Here is a 25,805-nt window from a genome sequence, read left to right on the forward strand (position 1 = left end):
TGGCAAGGGGACATGCCGGCAGGATAGCTCGACGACTTCGTGCACGTGTCACCAAAATGACGCCGATCGCATCATTCCCACGCACGTCGGCCCGGGTTTCGCAAGGACTCCAATTTGTCAGCCCCAATGCGTAGAATCCGCGCCTATGACTGCTCCTACCCTCGATCTACTCGCCCCCGTGCTCGTGTCACGCGTGGCGACGGAACTGTCGCTGAATCCCCAGCAGGTTCAGCGCACGCTCGCCCTCTTCGCCGAGGGCGCCACGCTCCCCTTTATCGCCCGCTACCGCAAGGAAGTCACGGGTGGACTCGACGAAGTGCAGCTCCGCGATGTGCGTGAGCGCGCCGAGTATCTCAAGGAGATGGAGGATCGCCGCGCGGCGATTCTCAAGAGTATTGAAGAGCAGGGCAAGCTCGACGATGCACTCAAGGCCACCATTCTGGCCGCCGACACCAAGCAGGCGTTGGAAGACCTCTATCTGCCGTTCAAGCCCAAGCGTCGTACCCGCGCCATGATTGCGCGCGAGCGCGGGCTGGGCCCGTTGGCGGAAACGCTCATGCAGGGCGCGATGGACGATGCCGCGATGCTGGCCCAGGCCGCGGGCTTCGTCTTGCCGGAAGTTGATGGCAAGCCCAGTGAAGTGCCGACGCCGGAAGCGGCGCTGCAAGGGGCACGGGATATTCTGGCCGAACAGATTGCCGAAGACGCCGTGGTGCGCGGGTGGGTGCGTGAAGTGACGCGCGCCAAGGGTGTGGTGAAGAGCAGCGTCCTCGCCGACAAGAAGTCTGACGACTCCAAGTTCAAGGATTACTTTGAATTTTCCGAGTCGCTGGGCACCATTCCCAGCCATCGCATGCTGGCTATTCGTCGCGGCGAAACCGAAGGCGAACTGCTGTGGCGCATTGAAGCGCCGGTCGAAGAGATCAACGCCCGTCTGTTTTCCGAAGTGGGCACGGGCAAGAAGGCGGTGCAGCAGTTCACACTGGTGTGCGCCGATGCCTACAAGCGCTTGCTGTCGCCGGCTATTGAGGTGGAACTGCGCGTGGAACTCAAGACGCGCGCCGACGACGAAGCCATTACCATCTTCGGCCGCAATCTCGAGCAGCTGCTGCTGGCCTCACCGGCTGGTGAGAAGAAGGTCATTGGGCTCGACCCGGGGTTCCGCACCGGCGTGAAGGTGGCGGTGGTAAGTGCCACCGGTGCGTTGGTGCACACCGACACGCTGTATCTCCATCAGGAAGATCGCTTCGCCGGCGCCGTGCGTCTCATGGTGGAGCGGTTCACCCCTGAACTCATTGCCATTGGCAATGGCACGGCGAGTCGCGAAACGGAAACGCTCACCAAGGCGGCGCTGCGGGAAATGGACGCGCCGCGTCCACAGGTGGTGGTCGTGAACGAAGCCGGCGCGTCGGTCTATTCGGCGAGCGATCTGGCGCGCAGCGAATTTCCCGAGCTCGATGTGTCGCTGCGTGGTGCCGTGAGCATTGCGCGCCGGCTGCAGGACCCGCTGGCCGAGCTGGTGAAGATCGACCCCAAGAGCATCGGGGTGGGGCAGTATCAGCACGATGTGAACCAGACGCGCCTCAAGCAGCGCCTTGATGACATTGTGGAGAGCTGCGTGAATCGCGTGGGCGTGGAGATCAACACCGCGTCGTCGGCGCTGCTGGGCTACGTGGCCGGTATTGGCCCCAGCCTCGCGCAGTCCATTGTGTCGTTGCGCGACAGTAAGGGTGGCTTCAAGAGCCGCGGTGATTTGAAGGACGTGCCGCGTCTTGGCGCGAAGGCGTTTGAACAGGCCGCTGGGTTCTTGCGTGTACGCGGTGGAGTGCATCCGTTGGACGCCAGTGCCGTGCACCCGGAGCGCTATGCGCTGGTGGAGCGCATGGCGAAAGATCTTGGTGTGGCCGTGGGTGAGCTGGTGGGGAACGAGGCGCTCGTCGATCGCATTGCGCTGCAGCAATACGTGAGCGACGACGTGGGCATGCCCACGCTGCGCGACATCGTGGCGGAACTCAAGAAGCCGGGGCGCGACCCGCGTGCCGCGTTCGAGCCGCCCGCGTTCCGCGAAGACATTCAGAAGCCGAGCGACCTGCTCCCCGGGATGGTGCTGGAAGGGGTGGTGACGAACATCGTGGCGTTTGGCGTGTTCGTGGACATCGGCGTGCACCAGGATGGGCTGGTGCACGTGAGTCAGATTGCTGACAAGTTCGTGAAGGACCCCAACGATGTGGTGAAGGTGGGGATGAAGGTGAAGGTCACGGTGCAGAGTGTGGATTTGCCGCGGAGTCGCATTGCGCTGAGCATGCGCAGCGACGGCGGCATGGGTCCCCGGGCTGGTGCGTCAGTCGAAGGGGGGACGCGCCGTGATGTGCAGCAGAACAATCAGCAGAACAGTCCGCAGCGTGGCGGGGCGCGTCCGGCCCCGGGCAAGCCTGCGGCTAAGCCTTTTGTCCCGACCAAGGGTGCGGTGGCACCGAACGGGATTCGGTTCAAATAGGGCACCGGTAGTGGCTGACGTGGGGTGAACAGCTCTCACAGAGGTCACGGAGGGACGGAGAGCACGGAGCAAACAGCGTTTTGCATTGCTGTTTTCCGTGTCCTCCGTCCCTCCGTTTCTCCGTGAGAGCTTTTCAAACCAAGCTGCCGCCGCACCCGCCCGCTGGCTAACTTGATTGGATGCTCTCTCGCGCCATGAATTGGCTTCGCCGCGGTGTCCATGCTTGATCCGGAACTGGAACGTCTGTTCTCTCCCGTGTTGCGGGAGCGTGCCCGGGCATACCTCGCACCGGGGCTGATCACCTGGCGCCAGGTGCACCACAGCCGGGTGGATGCCACGGTGCAGGGGACCCAGATGTATCGGGTCCAGATTGAAGTGGACGTGCGTGATGCCCAGAGTGGCTGTACCTGTGCCTATGCCAGCGAACATGGCATGTGCAAGCATCAGTGGGCGGTGATGATGCTGCTCGACCGCGAGGGAGCACTCCCGGAAGGGTTGCACCCGGCGGCGGCCCCACTGCGCGTGGCGTTTGTCACCCCTGAGGAGCATCAGGAGTTTGCGGCGCCCCCGCGTGAGGTGGTCCCTGAGGAGCCCACAGGGCCCCAGGCCGAATGGCAGATTGCCATGCGCGCCACGGCGCTCGCGCAGCGGGCGCGGGATCTGCGACCGGAGAGCAACCGCGCCACCGCCATGCCGGCCGACCGGCGCATTGTCTACCTCGTGCACGCCACCGAGGTCTCCGACCATCCCGGCGTGCGCGTTCAGGTGGCCACGCAGCGTCGTACCCGAGACGGGGTGTGGGAAGAATCGCGTCATTTCGGGTTTTCGGCTGATGCGTGGTTCAACGCCACCGATCCCGCGGACCGTCTGATTGCCGAAATGCTGCACGGCTCGCAGATGGTACAGCATGTGACCGGTATGCCCCCGGATGGCTTTCACGTGCCACCGCGCGCTTACGGCACCACACTGCGCGCCATCTGTGACACCGGGCGCGCCTTGCTGGCCACCAGCCGCCGTTCGCTGGATGGGCGGGTCATGAAGTGGGACGATGGCGCGCCCTGGACCGTCGCGTTGCGCGTGGAGCGTCCCGACGCCGAACGGTATGCGCTGGTGGGAGACGTGCAGCGCGATGGGCTCTCACGCCCATTGGCCGATGTGGAGTGGGTGTCTCCCAAGGGGCTCATCATTCAGGGGGATACGCTCGCGCGCTTTGACGCGCAGGATATCTGGCCGCTGGTGCATCGCCTCTGGTACGACAGCTCACTCGACCTGGGTGACGATCCGTCGCCGTTCCTGGCCGACTATCACCTGCTGCGTACCGCGCCCAAGCTGTCCTTGCCGCCGGGCGAATTGCAGACGGAGGCCGACGCGGCGCCGGTGCCGTATCTGAGCATCACCAGCGGTCCCGATGCCGGACGACGATCGCAGGCGTGGCTGATGGTGCGCTTCCGCTACGGGACCGCCATGGTGGATGCGCAGTCACCGGCTCCCACCACCTTCGATCGCAACACGCGGACGCTGTACCGGCGCCGCATGGCCGCCGAACGCAATGCCGTCACGCGGTTGCGCGCGCTGGGCGCACTGGAGATGTACTCCCATGTGAACCATCGCATGGGGCTCACCATGTCGTCGCATCTGTTGCCACGCGCCACCGCCACGCTGGTGCGTGAAGGGTGGCAGGTGGAGACCGATGGTGCGTTGCTGGTAGCCCCCGGCAAACTCGAGATCAGTCTCTCGTCGGGGATCGATTGGTTCGACCTGCACGGCGGCGTGCGCTACGGGGAGCAGATGGCCTCGTTCGCGGCGGTGCTGGCGGCCGCTGCGGCCGGCGAGGAACAGGTCCGGTTGCCCGATGGATCGATGGGTGTGTTGCCGATGGACCAGATTGCCACGCTGCAGGCGCTCATGGCGCTCGCCGAGCGTCGTGGAGACGCGTTGCGTTTCCGTCCGGCGCAGTTGGCCATGCTCGACGCGTTGCTCGACGAGCTCCCGGATGTGGATGTCGATGCGCACCTCGCCCACGCGCGCGCGCAGTTGCACGAATTCCGCGAGATTGCGCCGGAGCCGGTACCCGATGGTTTTGTCGGGGAGCTGCGCAACTATCAGCGCGACGGGCTGTCGTGGTTTGCGTTCCTGCGTCGCTTCCAGTTGGGCGGTTGTCTGGCCGACGACATGGGACTCGGCAAAACGGTGCAGGTGCTGGCCATGCTGGAAGCACGTCGCGCCGAAGGAAAGGGACTGTCGCTGCTGGTGGTGCCGCGGTCGCTGGTGTTCAACTGGATGCGCGAGGCGGAGCGTTTTGCGCCTGCATTGCGGGTGCTCGATTTGAGTCATGCCGAGCGTGAGATCGATGCGCTTGATGCGGCGGATGCCGATGTGGTGGTCTCCACGTACGGGACATTGCGCCGGGACATTGACCGGTTGGGATCGCGCCGGTTTGACTATGTGGTGCTCGACGAAGCGCAGGCGATCAAGAACGCGAGCACAGCCACCGCAAAGGCGGCGCGGTTGCTGCAGGGCGATCATCGGCTGGCACTCACGGGCACGCCCATTGAGAACCGTATTGAGGAGCTGTGGAGTCTCTTCGAGTTCCTCAACCCGGGGATGCTGGGCGCGTCCACGCGATTCAGCACGGCGGCGCGCATGCTGGGGCAGCGCGCCGGTGATGGCGTGACGTTACCAGGCCAGCCGCGTGATGATCTCTTTTCGCGCGCGCTGCGCCCGGTGATTCTGCGGCGCACCAAGGGGCAGGTGGCGTCGGAGCTGCCCATGCGCACGGAGCAGACGCTGGAAGTGGAGCTGGAGCCACGGCAGCGGGCGTTCTACGAGGAGCTGCGGCAGCAGTACGTGGAGAGTGTGTTTGCGCAGGTGGAGCGCGAGGGATTGTCCAAGTCGCGCATGCACATTCTTGAAGCGTTGCTGCGCTTGCGGCAGGCGGCCTGTCATCCGTCGCTGGTGGATCCGCGCAAGGCGGCGCTGCCGTCGGCCAAGCTCGATGTCATTGTGCCGTCGCTGCAGGAAATTGCCAACGAGGGGCACAAGGCGCTGGTCTTTTCGCAGTTCACGAGTTTTCTGTCGTTGCTGCGCAACCGGCTGGATGCGCAGGGGATTCCCTACGAGTATCTCGACGGCAAGACACGCGACCGTCAGGCCCGAGTGGAGCGGTTCCAGTCGGCCGAGGGGCCGCCGCTCTTTCTCATCAGTCTCAAGGCGGGTGGGCACGGGCTCAACCTCACCGCGGCCGAGTATGTGTTTCTGCTCGATCCGTGGTGGAACCCGGCGGTGGAAGCGCAGGCGATTGACCGCGCGCACCGTATTGGTCAGACCCGGCATGTGCTGGCCACGCGGGTAGTGGCGCGCGATACGATCGAGTCCAAGATTCTCGAGCTGCAGGCGAGCAAGCGGGCGCTGGCGGACTCTATCCTTTCCGAGGACCGCGGGGGATTGGCCAGCATTGGACGCGACGAACTGGCGTTGTTGCTCAGCTAGAACGGCGGTTGGGGGTGGGCTTTGGTGTGGGCTCCGGCGCGCGGCGCCCCCCAGCCCCTTGGCGCGTTGCTTCGGGGGTGGCCGAGCAATGCTGGCGCATTGCCGGCGTCACCCCCTCAGAGACGCGCGGTCGGGGCTGGTGGGCGTCGCGCGCCGTTATCCTCGGGCGCACCACGGCGGTCGTGGTGCCTACGCGATAGTGCTTCCGCGTCGCTTCGCTCGCTCATCTCTAGCCCGGGCGCTTATATGCGTCGGTGAGCCCGGCGCGGGCCCACACCTCCGCCGCGCGTCTCTGAGGGGGTGACGCCGGCGCCGCGCGAGCGGCGCACGGCCACCCCCGAAGCAACGCGCGAAGGAGTGTGTGGGGTCGCGCCGGTCGGTCGCGCGCACGACCGCAACCATTGCGCGCCCAGGCCGTGTCGAAACGAAGCCGCCCTCGGCGGCGTACGTGTTGGCACGCAGCGAGCCCGGTCGGGCCCGCATCCCACCTGCATGGCGGAGTCTGCTTTACCCTCATGACCTCCCGACGTGATTTTCTGTGGCAGGGCGGCACTGCCTTTGGCGGCGCCCTGCTGGCCGGCAGTGCCCTCGCCGGCATTCCGCGCCTGCTCTCTGCGGCGCCGGCGCCCGATGCCAAGGCGCTCGAAGCGTTCACCGATATTGCCAACGTGCGCGCGCTCATGGACGCCGCGCTGAATGCCGCCAAGATGGCCGGCGCTACCTACGCCGATGTGCGCTGCAGCCGTCAGCGGCAGAACTTCGTGTTCACCCGCGAACAGCAGATTCAGCAGGTGGTAGACACCGACACCGTGGGCATTGGTGTGCGCGCCCTGGTTGATGGTACCTGGGGTTTTGCCGCCACGCGCATTCTCACCACCGATGGTGCCGCCGCGGCGGCGCGCGAAGCGGTGGCGATTGCCAAGGCGTCCAAAATTGCCCGTGCCAATCCCATTGAGTGGCTTCCCGCCCCGGTGGTGAAGGACGGCGTGTGGAAGGGGGCGTTTACGCAGGACCCGTTTGACATTCCGGTGGAACAGAAGGCCGATCTGCTGCTCAAGGCCAACGCCGGCGCGCTCAAGGCGAAGAATGTGAAGTACGTGTTCAGCGGCTTCTTCTTCGTGAAGGACGAACGCAACTACGCCAACACCGACGGCACCGTCACCAAGCAGGACGTGGTGCGCTCATGGCCCACCATGCAGATCACCGCCGTCAGCGCCGACTTTACCGACTTCCAGAACCGCAGCAACATGGTGGCCCCGATGGCCCGCGGCTGGGAGTACATCCTGCAGAGTGATCTGGTGGGGAACGCGCAGAAGTGGGGCGAAGAAGCGGCCGCCAAGCTCACCGGCAAGCCGGTGGAGCAGGGGCGCTATGATCTCGTGCTCGACCCGCAGAACTTGTGGCTCACCATTCACGAAAGCATCGGGCACCCCACCGAGCTCGATCGGGCCATGGGCTACGAAGCCAACTACGCCGGCACCAGCTTTGTGGCGCCGCCCGACAAGATGCTGGGCTCTCTCAAGTACGGCCCGAGCATCATGAACATCCAGGGCGACCGCTCACAGGAAGGCGGACTCTCCACGATTGGCTGGGACGACGACGGCGTGAAGCCCGACGAATTCCTCATTGTGAAGAACGGCATGTTCAACGACTACCAGACCACGCGTGAACAGGCGCCGTGGTTGCGCTGGTGGTACGACAAGAGTGGCGCCCCCGTGCGCTCACACGGCTGCTCGTACGCGCAGGGGTGGGACAACGTACAATTCCAGCGCATGCCCAACGTGTCACTCATGCCGGGCGAAAAAGATCTGTCGCAGGACGATCTCATTGCCGCCACCGATCGCGGCATTCTCATTCAGGGCGACGGCAGCTTCTCCATTGATCAGCAGCGCTTCAACGCGCAGTTCGGCGGGCAGCTCTATCACGAAATCAAGGGCGGCAAGGTGGTGGGCGTGTTGAAAGACGTGGCCTATCAGATTCGCACGCCGGACTTCTGGAACAGCATGGACATGATTGGCGGCAAGCGCAGCTATCAGCTGGGTGGCTCCTTCTTTGACGGCAAGGGACAGCCGCCACAGGTGAACGCGGTGAGCCACGGCTCACCCCCGGCCCGTTTCCGCAATGTGAACGTGATCAACACCGGGAGGACAGCGTAATGCAAACCAATACCGCCATCCTCACGCGCGATCAGGCGCAGGCGATCGTCGAAAAGGCGATCAAGATGTCCAAGGCCGATGCCGTAGACGTGCAGGTGAATACGTACACCGCCGGCAACATCCGCTTCGCCGATAATCAGGTGAGCACCGCCGGCAGCACCACCGACGCGCAGCTGGGCATTCAGAGCGCGTTCGGCCCCAAGCATGCCGTGGTCACCACCAACGATCTCTCCGACGAAAGCATTGCCCGCGCCGTGCGTGAAAGCGAACGGCTGGCGCGTCTCTCGCCCGACGATCCGGAGTCGATGCCGCAGCTGGGGGCGCAGACGTACACGCCGGTCAACTCGTTCTTCGACAGCACGGCGAATCTGTCGGCCAGCGACCGTGCCAAGGCCGCGCTTGACGCGCTCGAACTGTCTCGCAAGTCCGGTGATCTCAAGGCGGCCGGGTATCTCGTGACCACTGCCGGCGCGTTGGCCATTGGCAACAGCACCGGCATGTTTGCGTATCATCGCAGTACCAACGCGAACTACACGCTCACCGTGCGCACCGCCGATGGCACCGGTTCCGGCTGGGCCGCCGGTGATCATGCCGACTGGGCGCAGCTCGATGCGCGTCGTGTGGCAGAGACGGCCGTAGAAAAAGCGCGCCTGTCGCGCAATCCGGTGGCCATTGAGCCGGGACGCTACACGGTCATTCTCGAGCCGCAGGCCGTGGGCGATCTGGTGCAGCTCATCAGCAACTACGCCGACGCCCGCAGCGCCGACGAAGGGCGCAGCCCCTTCGTGAAGCAGGGGGGTGGCAACAAGGTGGGCGAAAAGATCATGGATGAGCGCATCACGATCTTCTCCGACCCCGCCGATCCACAGCTGCTGGGTCGCCCGTGGGATTTTGAAGGCATGCCACTCGGCCGTCAGGTGTGGATTGAGAACGGCGTGCTCAAGCAGCTCATCTACTCGCGCTTCTGGGCCAAGAAGCAGGGCAAGACACCCACCGGTGGCCCGAGCTCCTTCAAGATGGCCGGCGGCACGCAGAGCGTGGAGGATCTCATCAAGGGCACCACACGCGGCATTCTGGTGACCCGCCTGTGGTATCTGCGCGAAGTGGATCCGCGCACCATTCTCTACACGGGACTCACCCGCGACGGCACGTTCCTGGTGGAGAATGGCAAGATCACCAAGAGTCTGCGCAACTTCCGCTTCAACGAGTCGCCGCTGTTCATGCTGAACAATCTCGAGGCGCTCGGCAGACCGGAGAGACTGGCCGGCACCGAGCAGGGCGGCGATGTGGTGATGCCGTCGCTCAAGGCGAGGGATTTCAATTTTACGAGTTTGTCGGAAGCGGTGTGATGGATTGCGTTTAGGCCGGGGAGTTTTGAGTTCTCAGTGGGAGTTTTCAGCTGTCAGTTCGAGTTACCAGTCTTCAGTTTTCAACTGATAACTCACAACTTCAACTGACAACTGAATACTCCCACTCACAACTCAAAACTCCTCCGCCAAGCGCAACCTCACTTCTTCGCCACCTTCTCCACCCCCTCCATCACCCGCAGCAAATTGCCGCCCCAGATTTTCTCAATTTCGGCCGCCGTATAGCCGCGCCGCACCAACTCGGCGGTCACATTCATCGACTCGCTGGCGTTGCGCCAGCCGTCCACGCCGCCGCCGCCGTCGAAGTCGCTGCTGATGCCTACGTGGTTGATCCCAATGCGCTTCACCACATAGTCAATGTGATTCGCAAAGTCCGCGACCGTCGCGGCCGGGTCGCTGGGATACCGCCGTGCCGTGATGTCCTCCTGCTTGGCCAGATATTCGTTGCGCTTGTCGTTGGGAAGCGCTTCGATGGCCCGCTGCACCGCCACGCGTGAGCCCGGGGCAATGCCGTATTCCTTGCGCAGCGCGTCTACTGCGGCGGCGCGTTCGGCATCCTTGGCCGGGTTGCACTTCACGTAGCTGTTGAACGCCACCAGCTGAATCACGCCGCCGTTCTTCTTCAGCGCGTCGAGTTGCTCGTCGTCCATGTTGCGGCTGTGATTGCACAACGCGCGCACGCCACTGTGTGACGCAATGATGGGCGCCTTGCTCAACGCCACCGTTTGCAGCATGGACTGTTTGGACGGGTGCGACACATCAATCATCATGCCCAGCCGATTCATCTCGGCGATGACCTGCTTGCCCAGCGGCGAGAGACCGTTGTGCAGCCACACGCCATCACGTTCGCCGGTGTTGCTGTCGGAGAGCTGGCTGTGACCGTTGTGCGCCAGCGACATGTACCGTCCGCCGCGCTGATAGAACTTCTCCACGTTGGCAATGTCGCTGCCAATGGGAAAGCCGTTCTCCACGCCAATGAAAATGACGCGCTTGCCGCTGCGGTGAATGCGACGGGCGTCGGCCGCCGTGTACGCCAGTTCGGCGCGCGCTGGTGCGAGCTTGTCGGTGAGGCGATGCACGGCGTCGAACTTTTCGAGCGCCTGCGCATTGGCGCGCGCAAAGCCGGCCGCGTTGAGCGCGGTGTCCTGCCCCACGTACACGATGAGAAAGGCGCCCACGAGGCCACCCTCTTCCATCTTCACGATGTCCACCTGCGTACGCGGCAGCTTCTGCGCGTAGTTGGGGCCGCTCTCGTTGAAGTTCGCGGGCGAGATGTCTACGTGCGTGTCAATGGAAAGCACTTTCGCGTGAATGGCCTTGGCCGTTGCAAGAATGGCCGACTCGTCGCGCGGGGGCGGTCCCGATTGTGCAGCGAGTACAGTGGGAAGGCCCAGCGCGAGGCCCAGCGGCCCCATGGCAAGGAGAGTACGGAGTGTCGGCATGGTGATGAATGGATTGGGACAAATGACCGATCAGGGACAACTCGCGGGGTACGTAGAAATACGCCGCTCAGGCGAGCACCGTTCATCCATTTCCTACCTATGGAGATACCATGCTCATTCAGCTGAATACGGACAATCAGGTCGAGGGAAGTGACGAGGAGGTACGCCAGGCCGAAGCCGATCTGCAGCGCACCATGGCGCGCTTCGACAAGCATATCACCCGCATTGAGGTGCATTTTCAGGACGCCAATGCCGAGAAGGCCGGGAGCAATGACAAGCGATGCATGCTGGAAGCCCGGCTCCGTGGTCGCGATCCGGTGGCGGTAAGCCATACGGGGCCAACGCTCACGGCGGCCTTCCATGGCGCGCGCGACAAACTCACCACCGTGCTGGACCGTCGGGTGGCGCGTCTGCGGCCGCCCAAGGGCGTTGATCCCTTTGAGACGCAGGGTCTCTCCCTCTAGGCGGCACACAACCCACGCGGGCCCAGCGAGTGATTCGCTGAGCCCGCGTCTCTGGTATTCGTGACCGCCATCAGCGTTCCGGGGTGAATCCCCGGCCGAGGTCCGCCTTCATCTTGTCGCTGGCGTAGATCGCGACTTCCACCCGCCGGTTCAACTGCAGCCCGTCTTCGGTGCTGTTGTCGGCCACCGGTTCGGCTTCCCCCCGCCCGTTGGTGCGCAGTCGTGTGCGTGTCACCCCCAGGCTCACGAGATAGTCGGCCGTCGCGTTGGCCCGACGCTCGGAAAGCGCCTGATTGTAGCTGTCTTCGCCCCGCGCGTCGGTGTGCCCCACAATGAGCAGGTCACTGCCGGGATACTCGTTCAGGCTTTTGGCCAGATTGCGCAGATTGGTGGCGGCCAGATCGCGAATGGTGGACGACTCGGTGTCAAAGAGCAGGCCGGAGGCGAACGTAACCTGAATGCCTTCGCCTACGCGCTCTACCGTGGCCCCGGAAACCTGCTGCTCGATCTTCTTGGCTTGCTGATCCATCTGGTGTCCAATCACCGCGCCCAGCGTGCCACCCACCACGGCGCCCAGAATGGCCCCCTTGGCGGTGGAGCCGTTCGCGCGACCAACGGCCGCTCCAATGGCCCCGCCAGCGGCGGCGCCAATGGCGCCCCCTTCCTGCTTGCGGTTCAACGACTGGCACCCGGCCAGTGTGGTGCTGACGAGCAGCCCGCTGAGCAGCAGGCGCTTTGGTGTGTGTGCCGACATGTGGTGCTCCCTGTGAATGTCATTGGCGATAACAGGCACAGGGCGTGCCAGCGTATGCTCGAGGTCGTGATGCCCGTCGCGTTGATCGTGCCGTCGGTTCCTCCCAGTCCGGCTCACGCCGTTCATGGTGCCGATCATGCACGAAAGGCTCCTACCCCACCCGCTTCCCCAGCGCCGCCGGTGAGGCGGCCCGCCCGCTCGCGCCGGCCAAGACCAGCAGCGTGAGGACATAGGGGAGGGCGAGGAACAGCTGATACGGCACGCCGGTGAAGCCCATGGACTGGAAGAGCGTCTGCAGCGAGTTGGCCGCCCCAAAGAGCAGCGCTGCCGCTGCTACACCCAGCGGGCGCCACCGGCCCAGCACCACAATGGCAATGGCAATGAAGCCGCGCCCGGCGGACATGCCTTCCACAAACGTGCCCGCCTGCGCGAGCACCAGCGTGGCACCGGCCAGCCCCGCCATGCCGCCGGCGAAGAGCACCGCCAACGCTTGCACACGCCGTGGCGCGATCCCCGCCGCCACCGCGGCCTCGGGATATTCGCCAATGGCGCGGAGCGCGAGCCCACCATGTGTGCGCTGCAGCCACCACGCGAGGAACGGCGCCAGCAGCATCACGACGTACGTGGCCAATGGCTGCGCAAACAACCCCGGGCCCACCAGCGGCAACGACGACAAACCCGGAATGGCCACCACCCCCGTCGTTGGCGTACTCAGCGCCACTCCAGACGTGCCGAAGATGGTGCGGTACAGCGTGCCGGTGAGGCCGAGCGCAAACATGGTAATGGCGGTGCCGGTGATGATCTGGTCGGCCTTGAGCCCCACCGTGAACAGCGCGAATACCGCTGCCACGGCCACACCGGCCAGCGCCCCCACCGCAAAACCACCGCCTACCCCAATCACACCAGCCGCCACGGTGGCGCCCAGCGCTCCGGCAATGATGGACCCTTCCAGGCCAATGTTGATCACGCCCGCGCGCTCACTGATGCACTCGCCCAATGCCGCGAACGCCAGCGGAGTGGCCGTGCGCACCGTGGCCTCAAGAAAGCCGGTGCCAATATCCAACGCGCTCATGACATCCTCACGTCGCGGCCTCGGCGCGCGCCGCCACCGGAGTGTCCACGCGATCACCTACTCGATCGACCACACGATCGGCCGCGACCACCAGCAGAATGAGCAAGGCTTCCACCACACTCACCACGACACTGGGCACACCCGCATCACGCTGCATGGCGTTGGCGCCAGCTTCGAGCGCCCCGAAGAGTAGCGCCGTGCCCAGTACCCCCACCGGATGCAACCGCGCCATGAGTGCTACAGCAATGGCGGTGTAGCCGTACCCCGGCGAAAAGTTTTCGTACAGCGCGTACGTGATGCCGGTGTACTCCACCGCGCCGCCCAGCCCCGCCAGCAGCCCGCTCAACAGAAAGGCGGTAAACACGGTGCGCGAGACGGCAATGCCACCGGCTGATTGGGCGGCAAACGCATTGGCGCCCACGGCGCGCACGCGGAAGCCGCTCGCGGTGTGCGACAACCACCACCACACACCCACCGCCACCACCACCAGCAAGGGCACACCGGCGTGCAGTCGGGTGCCATCCAGCAGCACCGGCAAATGCAACGCGTCGGGCAACGACGCCGACTGCGGATTGATGCGCGTGGGTTCCTGCAACGGGCCACGCACCAACCACCCCGTGAGATACAGCGCCACGAAGTTGAGCATGATGGTGCTGATCACTTCCAGCACGCCGAAGCGCAGGCGCAGCAGCGCGGCAATGCCAGCCCATACCGCACCAGCCGTTGCACCCGCCACCAGCAAAACGGGAATACCAATCACCGGCGAGACACCGGCCATTGGGACCGCCATGGCCGTCGCGGCGGCAGCGCCTATGAGCAACTGTCCTTCGGCACCCACATTCAGGATGCCCGCCCGAAATGCCAGCGACACTGCGAGGCCGGCAAAACCGAGCGGCACCATCCGCACCATGGTGGCCGAGGTGATGGCGTACGACGAACCAAACGCTCCACGCACCAGCGCCTGCAACGCCGGTCCCACGTCGTGCCCGGTGGCCAGCAGCAGCAATGACAGCAACAGCAACGCGGCAACCAGCACGGCGGCCAACGGTGCAACGCCACGATACCAGAAGGCGCGCGCGTTCATACCCCGCCGCCCACGTTATGCGCCGATGCGCCCCCCAGCATGGCACGCCCTACCGCGTCGCGATCACCGCGTACTTCGTGCGCCTGTCCGGCGTGCATCACATACACACGATCTGCCAGCAGCATGACTTCATCGAGGTCGCTGCTGTACACTACGACGGCGGTGCCGGCGTCGCGTGCGTCGCGCAACGATTGCTGCACCGCCGCGGTGGCTTTGAAATCCAGACCGCGTGACGGATTCTCCACGATGAGCGCTTCCGGCTGGTCGGCCAGTTCGCGCCCCAGGACGAACTTCTGCTGATTGCCCCCCGACAGCGTGCGCGCCACAGCCGATGCACCGGGCGCCCGTACATCAAAGCGCGTCAGCAACTGTGCAGTGCTTTCGCGCAGCGCACGCCAGGGCATGCGCCCACGACGGGCACCGGCGTTGCGCAGCGCCGTGTTCTCAAAGAGCGGGGCGTCGAGCAGCAGCGCATCACGATGGCGGTCTTCCGGCACAAAGCCCACGCGCGCGGGACGTACGACACGTCCCGCTGTTGCCTCCAACCGACCGGCGAGCAAACGAAGCAGCTCGTGCTGTCCCGCGCCTTCCACGGCCGCGATGCCCACAATTTCGCCGGCACGCACCTGCAACGTGGCGTGGTGTACGCGCTCTACGCCGCGGGCATCACGCCAGCGTACAGCGTCGAGCGCCAGCACCGTGGAGGAGGCGCCTTCCGGTACCGTGGTGCCGGAGTGCAGCGGGACCACGTGTGATGCCGTTTCCGTAATGCCCGCGGCCACTTGTTCTGCACTCTGCCCGGAGACATCGGGCTGCTCTCCCAACATGGCGGCCGCGAGCGCGTCCTGTGTGGTGTGCGCGGCGCGGGTCGTGAGCACCGTGCGGCCGCGGTGCAGCACGGTAATGTCATCGGCTACCGCCAGGGCATCGCGCAGTTTGTGCGTAATGAGCACCACCGCATTGCCGGCGTTGGCGTGTTGCCGAACCCACGCCAGCAACTCGGCGGCTTCACTGGGGGCCAGCACGGCTGTTGGTTCATCGAGAATGAGCAGCTGCACATCACGCGCGAGCGCTTTCACAATTTCGCACCGCTGCTGCGCCCCTACGGGCAATGTGTCTACGCGCGCGTGCGGGTCGAGCGGCAAGCCGGCGCGTGTCGATACCTCACGTACGCGCGCTTCCGCCGCCGCTGGGTGATACGCGCCATGTCCACCCAGCGCCACATTCTCTGCCACCGTCATGGCGGGCACCAGTGTGAAGTGCTGATGCACCATACCAATGCCACTGGCCAGCGCGTTCGCCGGCGAGGAGAAGTGTACCGGGGCGCCCCGCCACTGCATGTCGCCGGCCTGCGGCGCGAGCAAGCCGAACACCACGCGCATGAGTGTGGTTTTGCCGGCGCCGTTTTCCCCGAGCAGCGCGTGCACTGTTCCGGGTCGCACCACGAATGATGCGTCGTCGAGGGCCAGCACTCCGCCAAAGCGGTGCGTGATGCCACGCAACGACAGCATGGGCACGACGCCCGGTGTTGCTCCGCCCGGAGCGACTCCGGCGACGGAGGTGCTCACGACCCGGTGGGGAGGTGCAGGAAGGTCCAGGGCACGCCGAAGCGCGCCTCAATCCACGCGCCGAGTGCCTGCACACCGAGGGTTTCGGTGGCATAGTGGCCGGCGTAGATCACACAGAAGTCGTGTTCGAGTGCTTCGACCGTGGTGTGGTGCGGGCCTTCGCCAACAATGAGGGTGTCTACGCCGCGTTCGCGCGCTTCGCGCAGTGTCTCGGTGCTGGCGCCACCGCCCGTGCAGATGGCCCACCGCTTGGTGGTGCGGCTGCCCACCGGGATGGAAGTGCGCACCGAGCCGCCGTAGCGGGCCGCGAACGCTTCCACACGCGCGAGCACATTGGCCGTGGGTTCGTTGGCGTCACCCATGACGCCCACATCAATGGATTTGTAGCGCGCAAAGCCGGCCGACGGAACAAGTCCCAGCGCCTGCGCGAGACGCACGTTGTTTCCCAGCTCCGGGTGGCAGTCCAGTGGGAGGTGGGTGGAGTACACGGCAATGTCGGCGCCAAAGAGCGTGCGGAATTTTTCGTAGTGCACGCCGGTGAGTGGCTGCGCGCCACCCCAGAAGAGGCCGTGGTGCACCACCAGCAAATTGGCGCCGCTGATGGCGGCTTCGGTAATGGCCGCGCGCGACGCGTCGACGGCCACCGCCACTTTTCGTACCGTGCCCCGGTTGGCCACCTGCAGGCCATTCACCGCGCCGCCGTAGTCAGGGATATCGAAGGTGCGCAGTTCCGTGTCGAGCGCCTGCACGACATCACGCAGCGAAGCGACCGGGGTGTCGAGCCCATTGCCGGTCGCTTGCGCGAGAATGCGGTCGTCGTTCGGAGTGGACATGCGTCGCGGTGGCGTGTGGGGGAGTTACTTGGCCGGGGCGATGGGCTTGGCGCTGTCGGCGGCCACGGTGAGATCCTTCAGGGCGTCGAACGTTCCTGTTCGCAGGAGGGTGCCCACGCTGTCGGAGGCGGCCATGGCGGTGGCGGGGATAACCGCGCTCAATGCCGGGTTGAGCACCAGACGCACCACATCTTCCTTTACCCCGAGGCTGATGACGCGCCCCTTGAAGGCGCCGCTCTGGACTTCGCGGCCGAGGAGCATGAAGGCCTTGGGAAGATCAATGACCACGCTGCCCAGAATGACGTCGGGGGCGACGGCGTTCTGGTTGGCGTTGGTGCCGAAGGCGTACACCTTCTTTTCCTTGGCGGCTTGGAAAATCCCCAGCCCGGCGGCGTCCGCGTTCTGGAAGATGATGTCAACGCCGCGCGCAATCTGGGCGAGCGCCTGTTCCTTGCCGGCGCTCACGTCATCCCAGTTGCCGATGTACGACGTGATGACCTCGACCTTGGGGTTCACGGCCTTGGCGCCGCGCGCAAAGGCTTCGAAGCTGGCTTTGACGGGCGGCAGTTCGGTGCCGGCAATGAGCCCCAGCTTGTTGGTCTTGGTAACCGCACCGGCAATCATCCCCGCCTGGTACGAGGCCTCTTCGAAGAGAAAGGCGACACCGGCGAGGTTGGGGCCCGTCACGCGTCCCGACGTGACGATGTAGTTGGTCTTCGGATAGCTGGGCGCGACGCGGGTGGCGGCATCCTGAAATTCGAAACCGTGCCCAACGACCACGGTGTACCCCTGCGCGCCGTACTGGCGAAAGTTCTCTTCGAACTCGGCGGGGGTCTTGGTCTGGATATGGGAGATCTGCGCGCCCAGCGAATCGCGGAGGGCGGTGAGCCCGTCATAGGCGCCGCCATTCCACGACTTGTCGGAGATGGGGCCGGGGGTGAGCAGGGCCACGCGCAGCGTCGGTGCGCCGGTGCTGTCGGCTGCGCTGGTCTTGCTGTCGCCACCACAGGCAGAGGCGGCCGCCGCGGCAGTCGCGAGCGCCAACGCGCGGAACGTCTTCGAAATCATCGTAGATATCCTATGGTGGCGCATTTGTGGCGCCTTGGTGGGTTAGTCCAGAGAAACGCCAAGTACTTCGAGGAGGCGCTCGAGATCATCGTTGGAGAAGAAGGCGATGCGCACTTCGCCCTTGTCCTTCGCTGAAAGAGAAATGCTTACCCCCGTCTGCAGTTTCCGCCGCAGCTTTTCTTCGATCTGGCGAACCACGGCGCCGGAGGCCCCGGCGGGGACGGCAGGGGCCGCGCCTGGGGTGGCTTTCTTGCCGGCGGCGGGTGGCTTGGGGCGCCCGGCCTGCACTCGGCGTTCGACTTCGCGCACGGACAGTCCGTTCGCCGACACCTCGCGGGCGAGGTCCACAATGGCGCGTTCGGTGCCCAGCGGAATGAGGGCACGGGCGTGCCCGGCGGTGAGCTGCTTGTCCTGGAGCATGCGGCGCACGCTGGCCGGGAGCTGGCGCAGGCGCAGCGCGTTGGCCACGGTGGAGCGGTCCTTCCCCACGACGTCGGCGACTTCCTGATTGGTGAGCGAGAAGTCGTCGATGAGACGCTGGTAGCCGTCGGCCTCTTCAATGGGATCGAGGTCGGCGCGCTGCAGGTTTTCGATCATGGCCAGCGTGGCCAGCATGCGATCGTCGACCGGCTTCACCAGCGCCGGGATCTCCGTCCACCCCAACCGACTGGCGGCGCGGAAGCGGCGCTCACCGGCAATGAGTTCGTAGCCTGAGCCGGTGGGAGCGGGGCGCACGGTAATGGGCTGGAGCAGCCCATTGATGCGCAGGCTCGACTCAAGGTCGGCCAGCTCCTCGGGGCGGAACTCCTTGCGCGGCTGGTACGGATTGGCGCGAATCTCCGACAGCTTGAGCGTGCGCAGCGACCCGGCGGCGTTGGGTTCTTCCACCGGTGGTGCGGGCGCGGGGGCTGGCGTGGCCGTCGCGGCGCCGACAGGGGCCGTGGTTTTGGCGGGCTCTTTCCGGGCGAGCAGGGCGTCGAGCCCGCGTCCGAGCCGGCGTGGTGGTTCAGGGGTCATACGGCGTCACTGGGGTGGTCGTGCGCATCCGGGGATGGCGCGGCGTCCTGGGTGGCATCGCGGCGTTCGATCATCTCGCGGGCCACGGCCATGTAGGCCTGTGCGCCCACCGACGCCACATCGTACACCACAATGGGCTTCCCGAAGCTGGGGGCTTCCGCGAGCCGAATATTCCTGGGGACGACGGTCTGGAAGACCTTGTCGCCAAAGTGGGAGCGGGCGTCCGCGGCCACCTGGCGACTGAGATTGAGCCGCGTGTCGTACATGGTGAGCAGCACGCCATCCACTTCGAGCGTGGGATTCATGGAATCCTGCACGCGCTGCACGGTCTCCATGAGCTGCGACAGCCCTTCCAGCGCGTAGTACTCGCACTGGAGCGGAATGAGCAGGGCGTCGGCGGCCACGAGCATGTTCAGCGTGATGAGCCCCAGCGACGGCGGGCAGTCAATCAGAATGAAGTCGTAGCGGTCGCGCACTCCGGCCAGGGCGTTGCGCATCCGGGAGACGCGGTCGTCGGCATCGACGAGTTCCACTTCCACGGCGGCCAGATCGGGCGTGGTGGGGAGCACATCGAGGTGCCGGAACTGCACGCCCCGAATGAGCGCCTGATCGAGAGGGACTTCGCCGAGCAACACGTCGTAGGTGTTGACGGAGAAGTCATCGCGGCTGATGCCGCAGCCGGAGGTCGCGTTCCCCTGGGGATCGGCGTCGATGAGCAGCGTGCGCTGCTCCGCGACCGCGAGGGAGGCGGCGAGGTTCACGGCGGTGGTGGTCTTTCCGACTCCACCTTTCTGATTGGCGATAGCGAGTATGCGTCCCACGGCTTTGGCTGAGAGGGGGGTTCGCGGGAGGCGAAGTATAGGGCGAATGGGGGCGGCGGACCATGGCGGCGGCGCAATTGCCTGCGAATTGGCATGGTTTCACGTGAAACGGGCGCGTTGGGGGCGGTCTGGCGCCGCGCGGGTGCAGTTAACGGCGCTTTGGGGTTGGTGTGGGCCCCGTCGCGCGACCCCCTCCCACCCCTTGGCGCGTTGCTTCGGGGGCGGTGCCCCCTCAGAGACGCGCGGTCGGGGCGGGAGGGGGCCGCGCGCCGTCAGCCTCGGGCCATCCGCCGCGGTCGTGGTGCCTACGCGATAGGGTGGGCGCGCGCACTGGAGGGCCAAGCCCGGCGCGGCCCCACACCTCCGCCGCGCGTCTCTGAGGGGGTGACGCCGGCAATGCGAGAGCATTGCACGGCCACCCCCGAAGCAACGCGCGAAGGAGCGTGTGGGGTCGTGCCGGGCGGACGCGAGCACCGGGCCACCCCCGAAGCAACGCGCGAAGGAGCGTGTGGGGTCGTGCCGGGCGGTCGCTCGGGAAAATCACGGCGTTTCACGTGAAACACTTTCGCACATGAGCACAAAAAAGGCCCGGACGCAGTCGCCCGGGCCCCTCCTTATCTGTGCGAGACGCCTTACGGCCGCTTGGCGAACTTCCAGCGGGTCCCCACCGAGACGCTGATGGTGTTGGTACCGGCGCTGATGGGGGCCGGGGTATCCGCCTCGACCTTCATGGCCATGGCCATCATGGCCCGCGGCTCGGGGCGCTCAAATTCATTGATCGTGAGCTCCATGAGCTCCGCCACCTCGCCGCCGGCAGCCTTGGCGGCCACCTCAGCCTGGCGCCGCGCCGAAGCGACGGCCAGAGTGAGCGCCTGATCCTGCGCCTTGGCCCGATCCTTTACCAGGAAGTCCAGCCCGGCCACCCGATTGGCGCCGTTGGCCAGCCCGGCGTCGATGATGGGGCCCGCCTGCTCCAGCTTGTCGGTCTCCACCTGCACGATGTTGCTGACCTGATAGCCGTCAATCACCACTCGGCGCAGCTTGTCGTCGTACCGCTGCACCGGGGCCACGTTGTAGTTGAGCGTCTGAATATTCGCCGCCGGGACGCCCAGCTTCTGGATGGCCGCCAGGATGGCCGCCTGCTTCTTGTTGTTTTCCTGCGCCGCCAGCTGCGAGGTCTTGGCCTGGGTCTCGACACCCACCTGCACACGCGCCCGGTCGGGGGCCACCTGCACCTCACCGCGCCCCGACACAAAGATCGTGGGCGGCTGCGGCGGCTGCACCACCTGCGCCCCACCCACACGCGCCAACGCCAGACTCATCCCCACCGCGCCCAGCGCCATGGGAATAACACCCCTCGGGCTGATCGTTCGGTACAACCCACGATATGACATCGGCTGGCGCATATGCTCTCCCGGCCCCGTGGCCGCTAATTGGGAAGACAACTCCTGAATTCTACCCCTCCAGACCCCGTTTGGTCACCAAGGTTCAAGAACAGGGCCCTCTCCGCCTTGGAACGTGTGGGACGAGACGGTTTCAAGGGACCAAATACTCCTATCTTATACAATCACTATAGAGCCAGTATTAAGCCATTTCACATCAGAAGCACCAAAAGTGAGAAAATACCGACCTCATCACCTCCTCACCTCCTCAACTCCAACGTTCTGGCACAACCACATCTTGCCAATCGCAGAGTTGCAGCGGAAACGCCGCGCCAGGTCCATTCGCCGTTGCCGTTCAGCCTCTTCGAAGCCAGCGACTCGCAACGGGCTAACCGACGGGAACGCCGCGCCCGAACGAAGGAGGTGAGGAGGATCGGAGGTGTGGAGCTCCCCGTCCCCTACATCTATATAGATGTAGTTTGGCGCCGGACTTCCCACATGAGGTTCTGCAGGTCGGCGGGGCTGATGCCGGGAATGGCGCTGGCCTGGGCCAGCGTCGCGGGGCGCAGGCGGGCCAGTTTCTGCCGCGCTTCAATGGAGATCGTTCGGATCTCGTCGTATTTGAGCGACGTGGGGAGGGGCAGGGCCCCTTGGGCAGTGAGCCGAGCGGCGCGCGAGCGCTCCTTGTCGAAGTAGCCGGCGTATTTGATCTCCAGCTCGGCGCCAATTACGGCATCCCGTGGGAGATCGGCGCCCACCCCGGCGGCATCAAAGAGCGATTGCAGGGAAATGTCCTGCCGCTTGGTAAGCTCCACCGCCCGCACCGCATGCTGCAGCGGACGGGAGCCGGCGGCCACCAGCAGCGGGTCGGCCACCTCCGGCGTCATGCTGGTGCGTTCGGCCAGGGCGAGCGCATCGCGCACCGCCGAGAGGCGCGAGGCCATGACATCGCGTTCCACGCCGGTGAACAGCCCGGCCTCGTCGGCAATCGGTGCCAATCGCGACAGCGCGTTGTCCTGCCGAACGGTGAGCCGGAATTCGCTGCGGGAGGTAAACAGCCGATACGGCTCATCAACGCCGCGCGTGATGAGGTCATTCACCAGCACGCCGATGTAACTCGTTTCGCGCCCCAGTACGAGTGGCTCACGCGCCTGCGTACACCGCGCGGCGTTGATGCCGGCAATGACGCCCTGACCCGCCGCTTCTTCGTAGCCGGTGGTGCCATTCACCTGCCCGGCGAAATACAGCCCATCAATGGCGCGCGAACCGAGCGACGCATCGAGCTGTGTGGGCGGATAGTAATCGTATTCAATCGCGTAGCCGGCGCGGGTCATGCGCACATGCTCCAACCCCGGCACGGAGCGCAGAATCTCCAACTGCACCGGTGCCGGCAGACTCGTGGAGAGGCCGTTCACATACAGCTCGGTGGTGTCGTGCCCCTCGGGTTCGAGGAAGAGCTGATGTCGTGTCTTGTCGGGAAACTTCACGACCTTGTCTTCGACACTCGGGCAATAGCGCGGCCCGCGTGACGCAATGGCGCCACCGTACATCGCCGACTCATTGATATGATCGGTGATGATCTCTGTGCCCGATTCTTCAAGCCACGTAATCCAGCAGGGCATCTGCACCGGATGACGCGTGGTGCTCTCCGCATGGTGCGAGCGGCGCGGGGTGGTCCAGAAATGCGACCACGAATAATCGAACAGCTCAATCTCGCTGTCCTGTCGCTCCGTCACGTCGTAGCGCACACTCCGCCCGTCGATGCGCGGCGGTGTGCCGGTCTTGAAACGCTCTGTAGTGAGCCCTACGGCGTCGAGCTGTTCACCCAGCAGCACACTGGGCGCTTCACCAGCGCGGCCACCACTGATGCGCGTGCCGGTGCCAATGTGCATGGTGCCACGTCCAAAGGTGCCAGTGGTGAGCACCACCGCACGCGCACCAAAGCGACGCCCTTCGGCGGTTTCCACGCCGGCAATGCGACGGGTACCGGCGGTAGCGCCTTCGTCGAAGAGCAGCCGCGCGACCATCCCCTGCATGGTGAGCAGATTGGGCTGCGCTTCCAGCAACGTGCGCACCGCTCGCCGGTACAATCCGCGATCACATTGCGCGCGCGGCGCCCACACGGCCGGCCCCTTGCCGCGATTGAGCATGCGGAACTGCACACTCGCCAGGTCGGTGGCGCGCGCCATGATACCGCCCAGCGCATCCACCTCGCGCACCACGGTCCCCTTGGCAATGCCGCCAATGGCGGGATTGCAGGAGAGCTGCCCGATCTGTTCAAGCGCGCCGGTAATGAGCGCGACCTTGGCCCCACTGCGGGCGGCCGACACCGCCGCTTCGGTACCCGCATGTCCGCCGCCCACCACGATCACATCGAACGTGGCTTCGAGGGTGGCACTGGTGGGGGAGGGGATGAGGTCAGTCGGCATGCTCAAAAGGTAAAACAAACGATCGCTGTTGCTGCCGATTTCTTTGCGGCCATGCCGCATCGTGCTCCCACGGCTCCACTGCCGCCGGCTATCGCACCGAACCAAATTCCGGCATGCCTCTCACTCTCTCGCACACCGCCCCCACGCTGCTCATCAAGAAGAGCGCGTTTGAACGCGTGGGTCTCACCCGCGCCCAGTTCGACGAGGCGCTCTCGTTGACCGCCGACGAGTTTCGGGTGGAAGCCGGGCTCATTGCCATTGGCCCGCTGGTGGGTGAGGATACGCTCTCCGACCTCATTGCCCAGCTCGAGGAGTTGGGGCTGGCCTACTACGACGACTTCTTCGAGTTCAGCGGCAACTGGCCGGACTGGCTCAAGCTGTTCGTCATGGACGCCGGGGTCTGACGGCCCCAGCGGCGCCCTTTGCGGTGCGCCGCCATCCAGGCATCACTACGGCGGTGCATCCCTTCCCAGCCGCAGTCGGTGCACCAGCTGTAGCGCACGCGAAACCCCAGAAACCGACGCCACCCTTTGCGCTGCACGGCGAGCGTATCGCCGTCGCACACCGGACACTGCGCGCCCTCGGGGAGCATCACCAGATACACCTTGGTGAGTAGCAAGAACATGCTGATCTGCAACGCCGAAATGACGGCGATGAAGATGTAGGCATCGGTCCAGCTCCAGCGTCCGGGCATCGCGCTTCTCCGTTACAGCCGCTGCTCAACCGCAGACCACGGCTCGGCGAACGCCACGCCCTCGTCCACCCGGTCAATCACGACCTCGATGCCCTCGGCGAGTGCGTCCCCGTCGAGGGACCGCACCGGCAACGTGCATTCGTGTCCGTCCAGCTCGTACACCAGCGTGCCCGTTCCATTGGCCTGTGCCTCGTGGGTGATTCGCGCCAGCGTGCCCTGCAACAGATAGCGCGGGTCCATGTCATCGGCGCGCGCGCTGGGAATGGCCCACCGCGCAATAAGGAGCGACTGCAGCGCATAGGCACCACCGCCGGCCACCAGTGCCACCACGAGTGACGCCACCCAGCTGAACCCGGTGTGTCGGTCGAGCAGGTACCCGGTGAGTCCAAAGACCACACCAAACGCGGCGATGCTGGCCAGGTTGAAGAGCGCCGACGGTTCTGACGCCGGGTTGTGCTCACTCCGCCGTTCGTGCGGGGCACCCATGGGTGCCACCGAGCGCTCGGTGCCATGCAGCATGGCATAGACCCCGAGCACTAACCCCGTTACGAAAAACGCCAACGTCACCACTGTCACCGCAGGACTCTCCGACAAAGACACGCCAACGCCACCTGTTACCAGGCTACCTATCGCGCCGCACCCACCTCGTCAAAGCTAGAGCGCTGCACCACGCGGCTCCATCCTTCGACCCAGAAACTCGGCCGCCCGCCACTCGCCATAATACCAGGGCGTGAGCGGACCCGAGTACGACGTGAACCCCACATGGCCGCCGCGAGCCGGGAATTCCATCTCGACGGCGCTATTGCCGGCAAGTTCAGTGCGCACCCGGTCCAGCACCGCCGGCGGAAGAAACGGGTCGTCCACCGCACTGAGCAGCAAGGTGGGGCGCTGAATACGCGAAAGATACGGGAGGGAGCTGGCGCGGGCGTAATAGTCGGCGGCATCCCTGAACCCGTGCAACGGCGCCGTAAAGGCATCGTCGAATTGCCAGAGCGTGCGGGCCTGCCGCACCACCTGCAGCGGGGCCAACTCCGGATGCCGCGAGATCTTGGCCAGCGCCTTGGGGATGAGCGACTTGAGAAAGAACTTCTCGTATACGGCCCCGAACCCCCGCCCGATATACCGCGACGCCTCGGCCAGATCGAACGGGACCGACATGGCCACGGCCCCACGCACCTGCGCCGGGAGTGCATCCCCCTCCTCCCCCAGCATCTTGCAGAGCACGTTGCCCCCCAGGCTCACACCCATGAGCCCCAGCGGAGCATTGGGGAAGGCGGTGACCAGTTGGCGGACCACCCAGAGCGGGTCACTGGTCTCGCCAGAGTGGTAGCTCCGGGGTAGGCGGTTCGGCTCCGAACCACAAGTGCGGAAGAGCAGCAGGTCGGCGGCCCACCCCCGGGACCGGGCCTCGCGGAACATGGCGCGCGCGTAGTGCGAGTGCACACCACCCTCAAGGCCATGAAAGAGGAGGAGCCGAGGACTGTCGGGACCGCGCTGACCGTCGAGCCGAGCCAGCTCCACAAAGTCGCCGTCGGGGGTGTCCCAGCGCTCCGTCCGCACGGGCAGCCGCGGCTCCCGGCGCCCCAGGCGTCCCCACAGCGTGGCGCTGTGCGGGTCGGGGAGCCACCAGGCGGGGCGATATGGACGGGACGAAGGCATCATGCGCAC

Annotated in this window: 20 protein-coding genes; 6 read left to right on the forward strand and 14 right to left on the reverse strand. The window is 65.4% G+C overall.

Annotated features, from left to right (window positions below; translation table 11 throughout):
• Nucleotides 1-145: 145 nt before the first annotated feature.
• The 4 genes from GEMMAAP_RS00105 (at nt 146) to GEMMAAP_RS00120 (ending at nt 9,491) form a co-directional block, all read left to right on the forward strand.
• The gene (locus GEMMAAP_RS00105; protein ID WP_053333849.1) at nt 146-2,497 is read left to right on the forward strand and encodes a Tex family protein; all 2,352 of its coding nucleotides are present in this window, start codon (nt 146-148) and stop codon (nt 2,495-2,497) included.
• Between the two features lie 219 nt (nt 2,498-2,716).
• Entirely contained in the window at nt 2,717-5,986 is a 3,270-nt protein-coding gene (locus GEMMAAP_RS00110; RefSeq protein ID WP_053333850.1) for a DEAD/DEAH box helicase, read from the forward strand.
• Nucleotides 5,987-6,501: 515 nt separating this feature from the next.
• Nucleotides 6,502-8,142, forward strand: coding sequence for a TldD/PmbA family protein (locus tag GEMMAAP_RS00115; RefSeq protein WP_026848945.1), 1,641 nt, complete (start codon nt 6,502-6,504; stop codon nt 8,140-8,142).
• Nucleotides 8,142-9,491, forward strand: a complete 1,350-nt coding sequence (locus GEMMAAP_RS00120; protein WP_026848946.1) for a TldD/PmbA family protein — start codon at nt 8,142-8,144, stop codon at nt 9,489-9,491. Before GEMMAAP_RS00115 ends, GEMMAAP_RS00120 begins: the two co-directional genes overlap by 1 nt.
• A 158-nt stretch (nt 9,492-9,649) precedes the next feature.
• On the opposite strand, the gene GEMMAAP_RS00125 is transcribed toward GEMMAAP_RS00120, so the two are convergent.
• Nucleotides 9,650-10,951 carry a dipeptidase gene (locus tag GEMMAAP_RS00125; RefSeq protein ID WP_026848947.1) on the reverse strand — a complete coding sequence of 434 codons (1,302 nt, stop codon included), beginning with the start codon at nt 10,949-10,951 and terminating at the stop codon, nt 9,650-9,652.
• A 110-nt stretch (nt 10,952-11,061) separates the two neighbouring features.
• On the opposite strand from GEMMAAP_RS00125, the gene GEMMAAP_RS00130 reads away from it, so the two are divergent.
• On the forward strand, nt 11,062-11,415 hold the full coding sequence (locus tag GEMMAAP_RS00130; protein WP_053333852.1) for an HPF/RaiA family ribosome-associated protein: 354 nt from the start codon (nt 11,062-11,064) through the stop codon (nt 11,413-11,415).
• A gap of 70 nt (nt 11,416-11,485) precedes the next feature.
• Here GEMMAAP_RS00130 and GEMMAAP_RS00135 read toward each other — a convergent pair whose 3' ends face one another.
• The 10 genes from GEMMAAP_RS00135 to mnmG form a co-directional block, all read right to left on the reverse strand.
• Nucleotides 11,486-12,169: a YiaD family glycine zipper/OmpA-like lipoprotein gene (locus GEMMAAP_RS00135; RefSeq protein ID WP_043580269.1), complete on the reverse strand. Its 684-nt coding sequence runs from the start codon at nt 12,167-12,169 to the stop codon at nt 11,486-11,488.
• Nucleotides 12,170-12,320: 151 nt separating this feature from the next.
• Nucleotides 12,321-13,241, reverse strand: coding sequence for an ABC transporter permease (locus tag GEMMAAP_RS00140; protein WP_026848949.1), 921 nt, complete (start codon nt 13,239-13,241; stop codon nt 12,321-12,323).
• A gap of 7 nt (nt 13,242-13,248) precedes the next feature.
• On the reverse strand, nt 13,249-14,325 hold the full coding sequence (locus tag GEMMAAP_RS00145) for an ABC transporter permease (RefSeq protein ID WP_053333853.1): 1,077 nt from the start codon (nt 14,323-14,325) through the stop codon (nt 13,249-13,251).
• Nucleotides 14,322-15,893, reverse strand: coding sequence for an ABC transporter ATP-binding protein (locus tag GEMMAAP_RS00150; RefSeq protein WP_145978916.1), 1,572 nt, complete (start codon nt 15,891-15,893; stop codon nt 14,322-14,324). Before GEMMAAP_RS00150 ends, GEMMAAP_RS00145 begins: the two co-directional genes overlap by 4 nt.
• Nucleotides 15,890-16,726: a Nif3-like dinuclear metal center hexameric protein gene (locus tag GEMMAAP_RS00155; RefSeq protein WP_053333854.1), complete on the reverse strand. Its 837-nt coding sequence runs from the start codon at nt 16,724-16,726 to the stop codon at nt 15,890-15,892. The genes GEMMAAP_RS00150 and GEMMAAP_RS00155 overlap by 4 nt, the downstream gene beginning before the upstream one ends.
• Before the next feature lie 24 nt (nt 16,727-16,750).
• Nucleotides 16,751-17,794 (reverse strand): BMP family protein, encoded by a 1,044-nt coding sequence (locus GEMMAAP_RS00160; protein WP_043580064.1) that lies wholly within the window; start codon nt 17,792-17,794, stop codon nt 16,751-16,753.
• A gap of 42 nt (nt 17,795-17,836) precedes the next feature.
• A complete protein-coding gene (locus tag GEMMAAP_RS00165; protein WP_026848953.1) occupies nt 17,837-18,811 on the reverse strand; it encodes a ParB/RepB/Spo0J family partition protein in 975 nt (324 codons plus the stop codon).
• A complete protein-coding gene (locus GEMMAAP_RS00170; protein WP_082820932.1) occupies nt 18,808-19,632 on the reverse strand; it encodes a ParA family protein in 825 nt (274 codons plus the stop codon). The genes GEMMAAP_RS00165 and GEMMAAP_RS00170 overlap by 4 nt, the downstream gene beginning before the upstream one ends.
• Before the next feature lie 632 nt (nt 19,633-20,264).
• Nucleotides 20,265-20,975: an SIMPL domain-containing protein gene (locus GEMMAAP_RS00175; protein WP_053333855.1), complete on the reverse strand. Its 711-nt coding sequence runs from the start codon at nt 20,973-20,975 to the stop codon at nt 20,265-20,267.
• Nucleotides 20,976-21,478: 503 nt separating this feature from the next.
• Nucleotides 21,479-23,443 (reverse strand): tRNA uridine-5-carboxymethylaminomethyl(34) synthesis enzyme MnmG, encoded by a 1,965-nt coding sequence (mnmG, locus tag GEMMAAP_RS00180; RefSeq protein WP_053333856.1) that lies wholly within the window; start codon nt 23,441-23,443, stop codon nt 21,479-21,481.
• Nucleotides 23,444-23,556: 113 nt separating this feature from the next.
• Between mnmG and GEMMAAP_RS00185 the strand changes: the two genes are divergently transcribed.
• Nucleotides 23,557-23,847 (forward strand): hypothetical protein, encoded by a 291-nt coding sequence (locus GEMMAAP_RS00185; RefSeq protein ID WP_026848955.1) that lies wholly within the window; start codon nt 23,557-23,559, stop codon nt 23,845-23,847.
• On the opposite strand, the gene GEMMAAP_RS20160 is transcribed toward GEMMAAP_RS00185, so the two are convergent.
• From GEMMAAP_RS20160 to GEMMAAP_RS00195, 3 genes are all read right to left on the reverse strand, one after another.
• The gene (locus GEMMAAP_RS20160) at nt 23,772-24,137 is read right to left on the reverse strand and encodes a hypothetical protein (protein ID WP_145978917.1); all 366 of its coding nucleotides are present in this window, start codon (nt 24,135-24,137) and stop codon (nt 23,772-23,774) included. The two genes, GEMMAAP_RS00185 and GEMMAAP_RS20160, sit on opposite strands and share 76 nt — an antisense overlap.
• A gap of 12 nt (nt 24,138-24,149) precedes the next feature.
• Nucleotides 24,150-24,713, reverse strand: coding sequence for a hypothetical protein (locus GEMMAAP_RS00190; RefSeq protein ID WP_145978918.1), 564 nt, complete (start codon nt 24,711-24,713; stop codon nt 24,150-24,152).
• A gap of 78 nt (nt 24,714-24,791) precedes the next feature.
• Nucleotides 24,792-25,799, reverse strand: a complete 1,008-nt coding sequence (locus GEMMAAP_RS00195) for a YheT family hydrolase (protein WP_053333857.1) — start codon at nt 25,797-25,799, stop codon at nt 24,792-24,794.
• Between the last annotated feature and the right edge of the window lie 6 nt (nt 25,800-25,805).

Origin of the sequence: Gemmatimonas phototrophica (genome assembly GCF_000695095.2) — a bacterium.
GTDB lineage: Bacteria > Gemmatimonadota > Gemmatimonadetes > Gemmatimonadales > Gemmatimonadaceae > Gemmatimonas > Gemmatimonas phototrophica.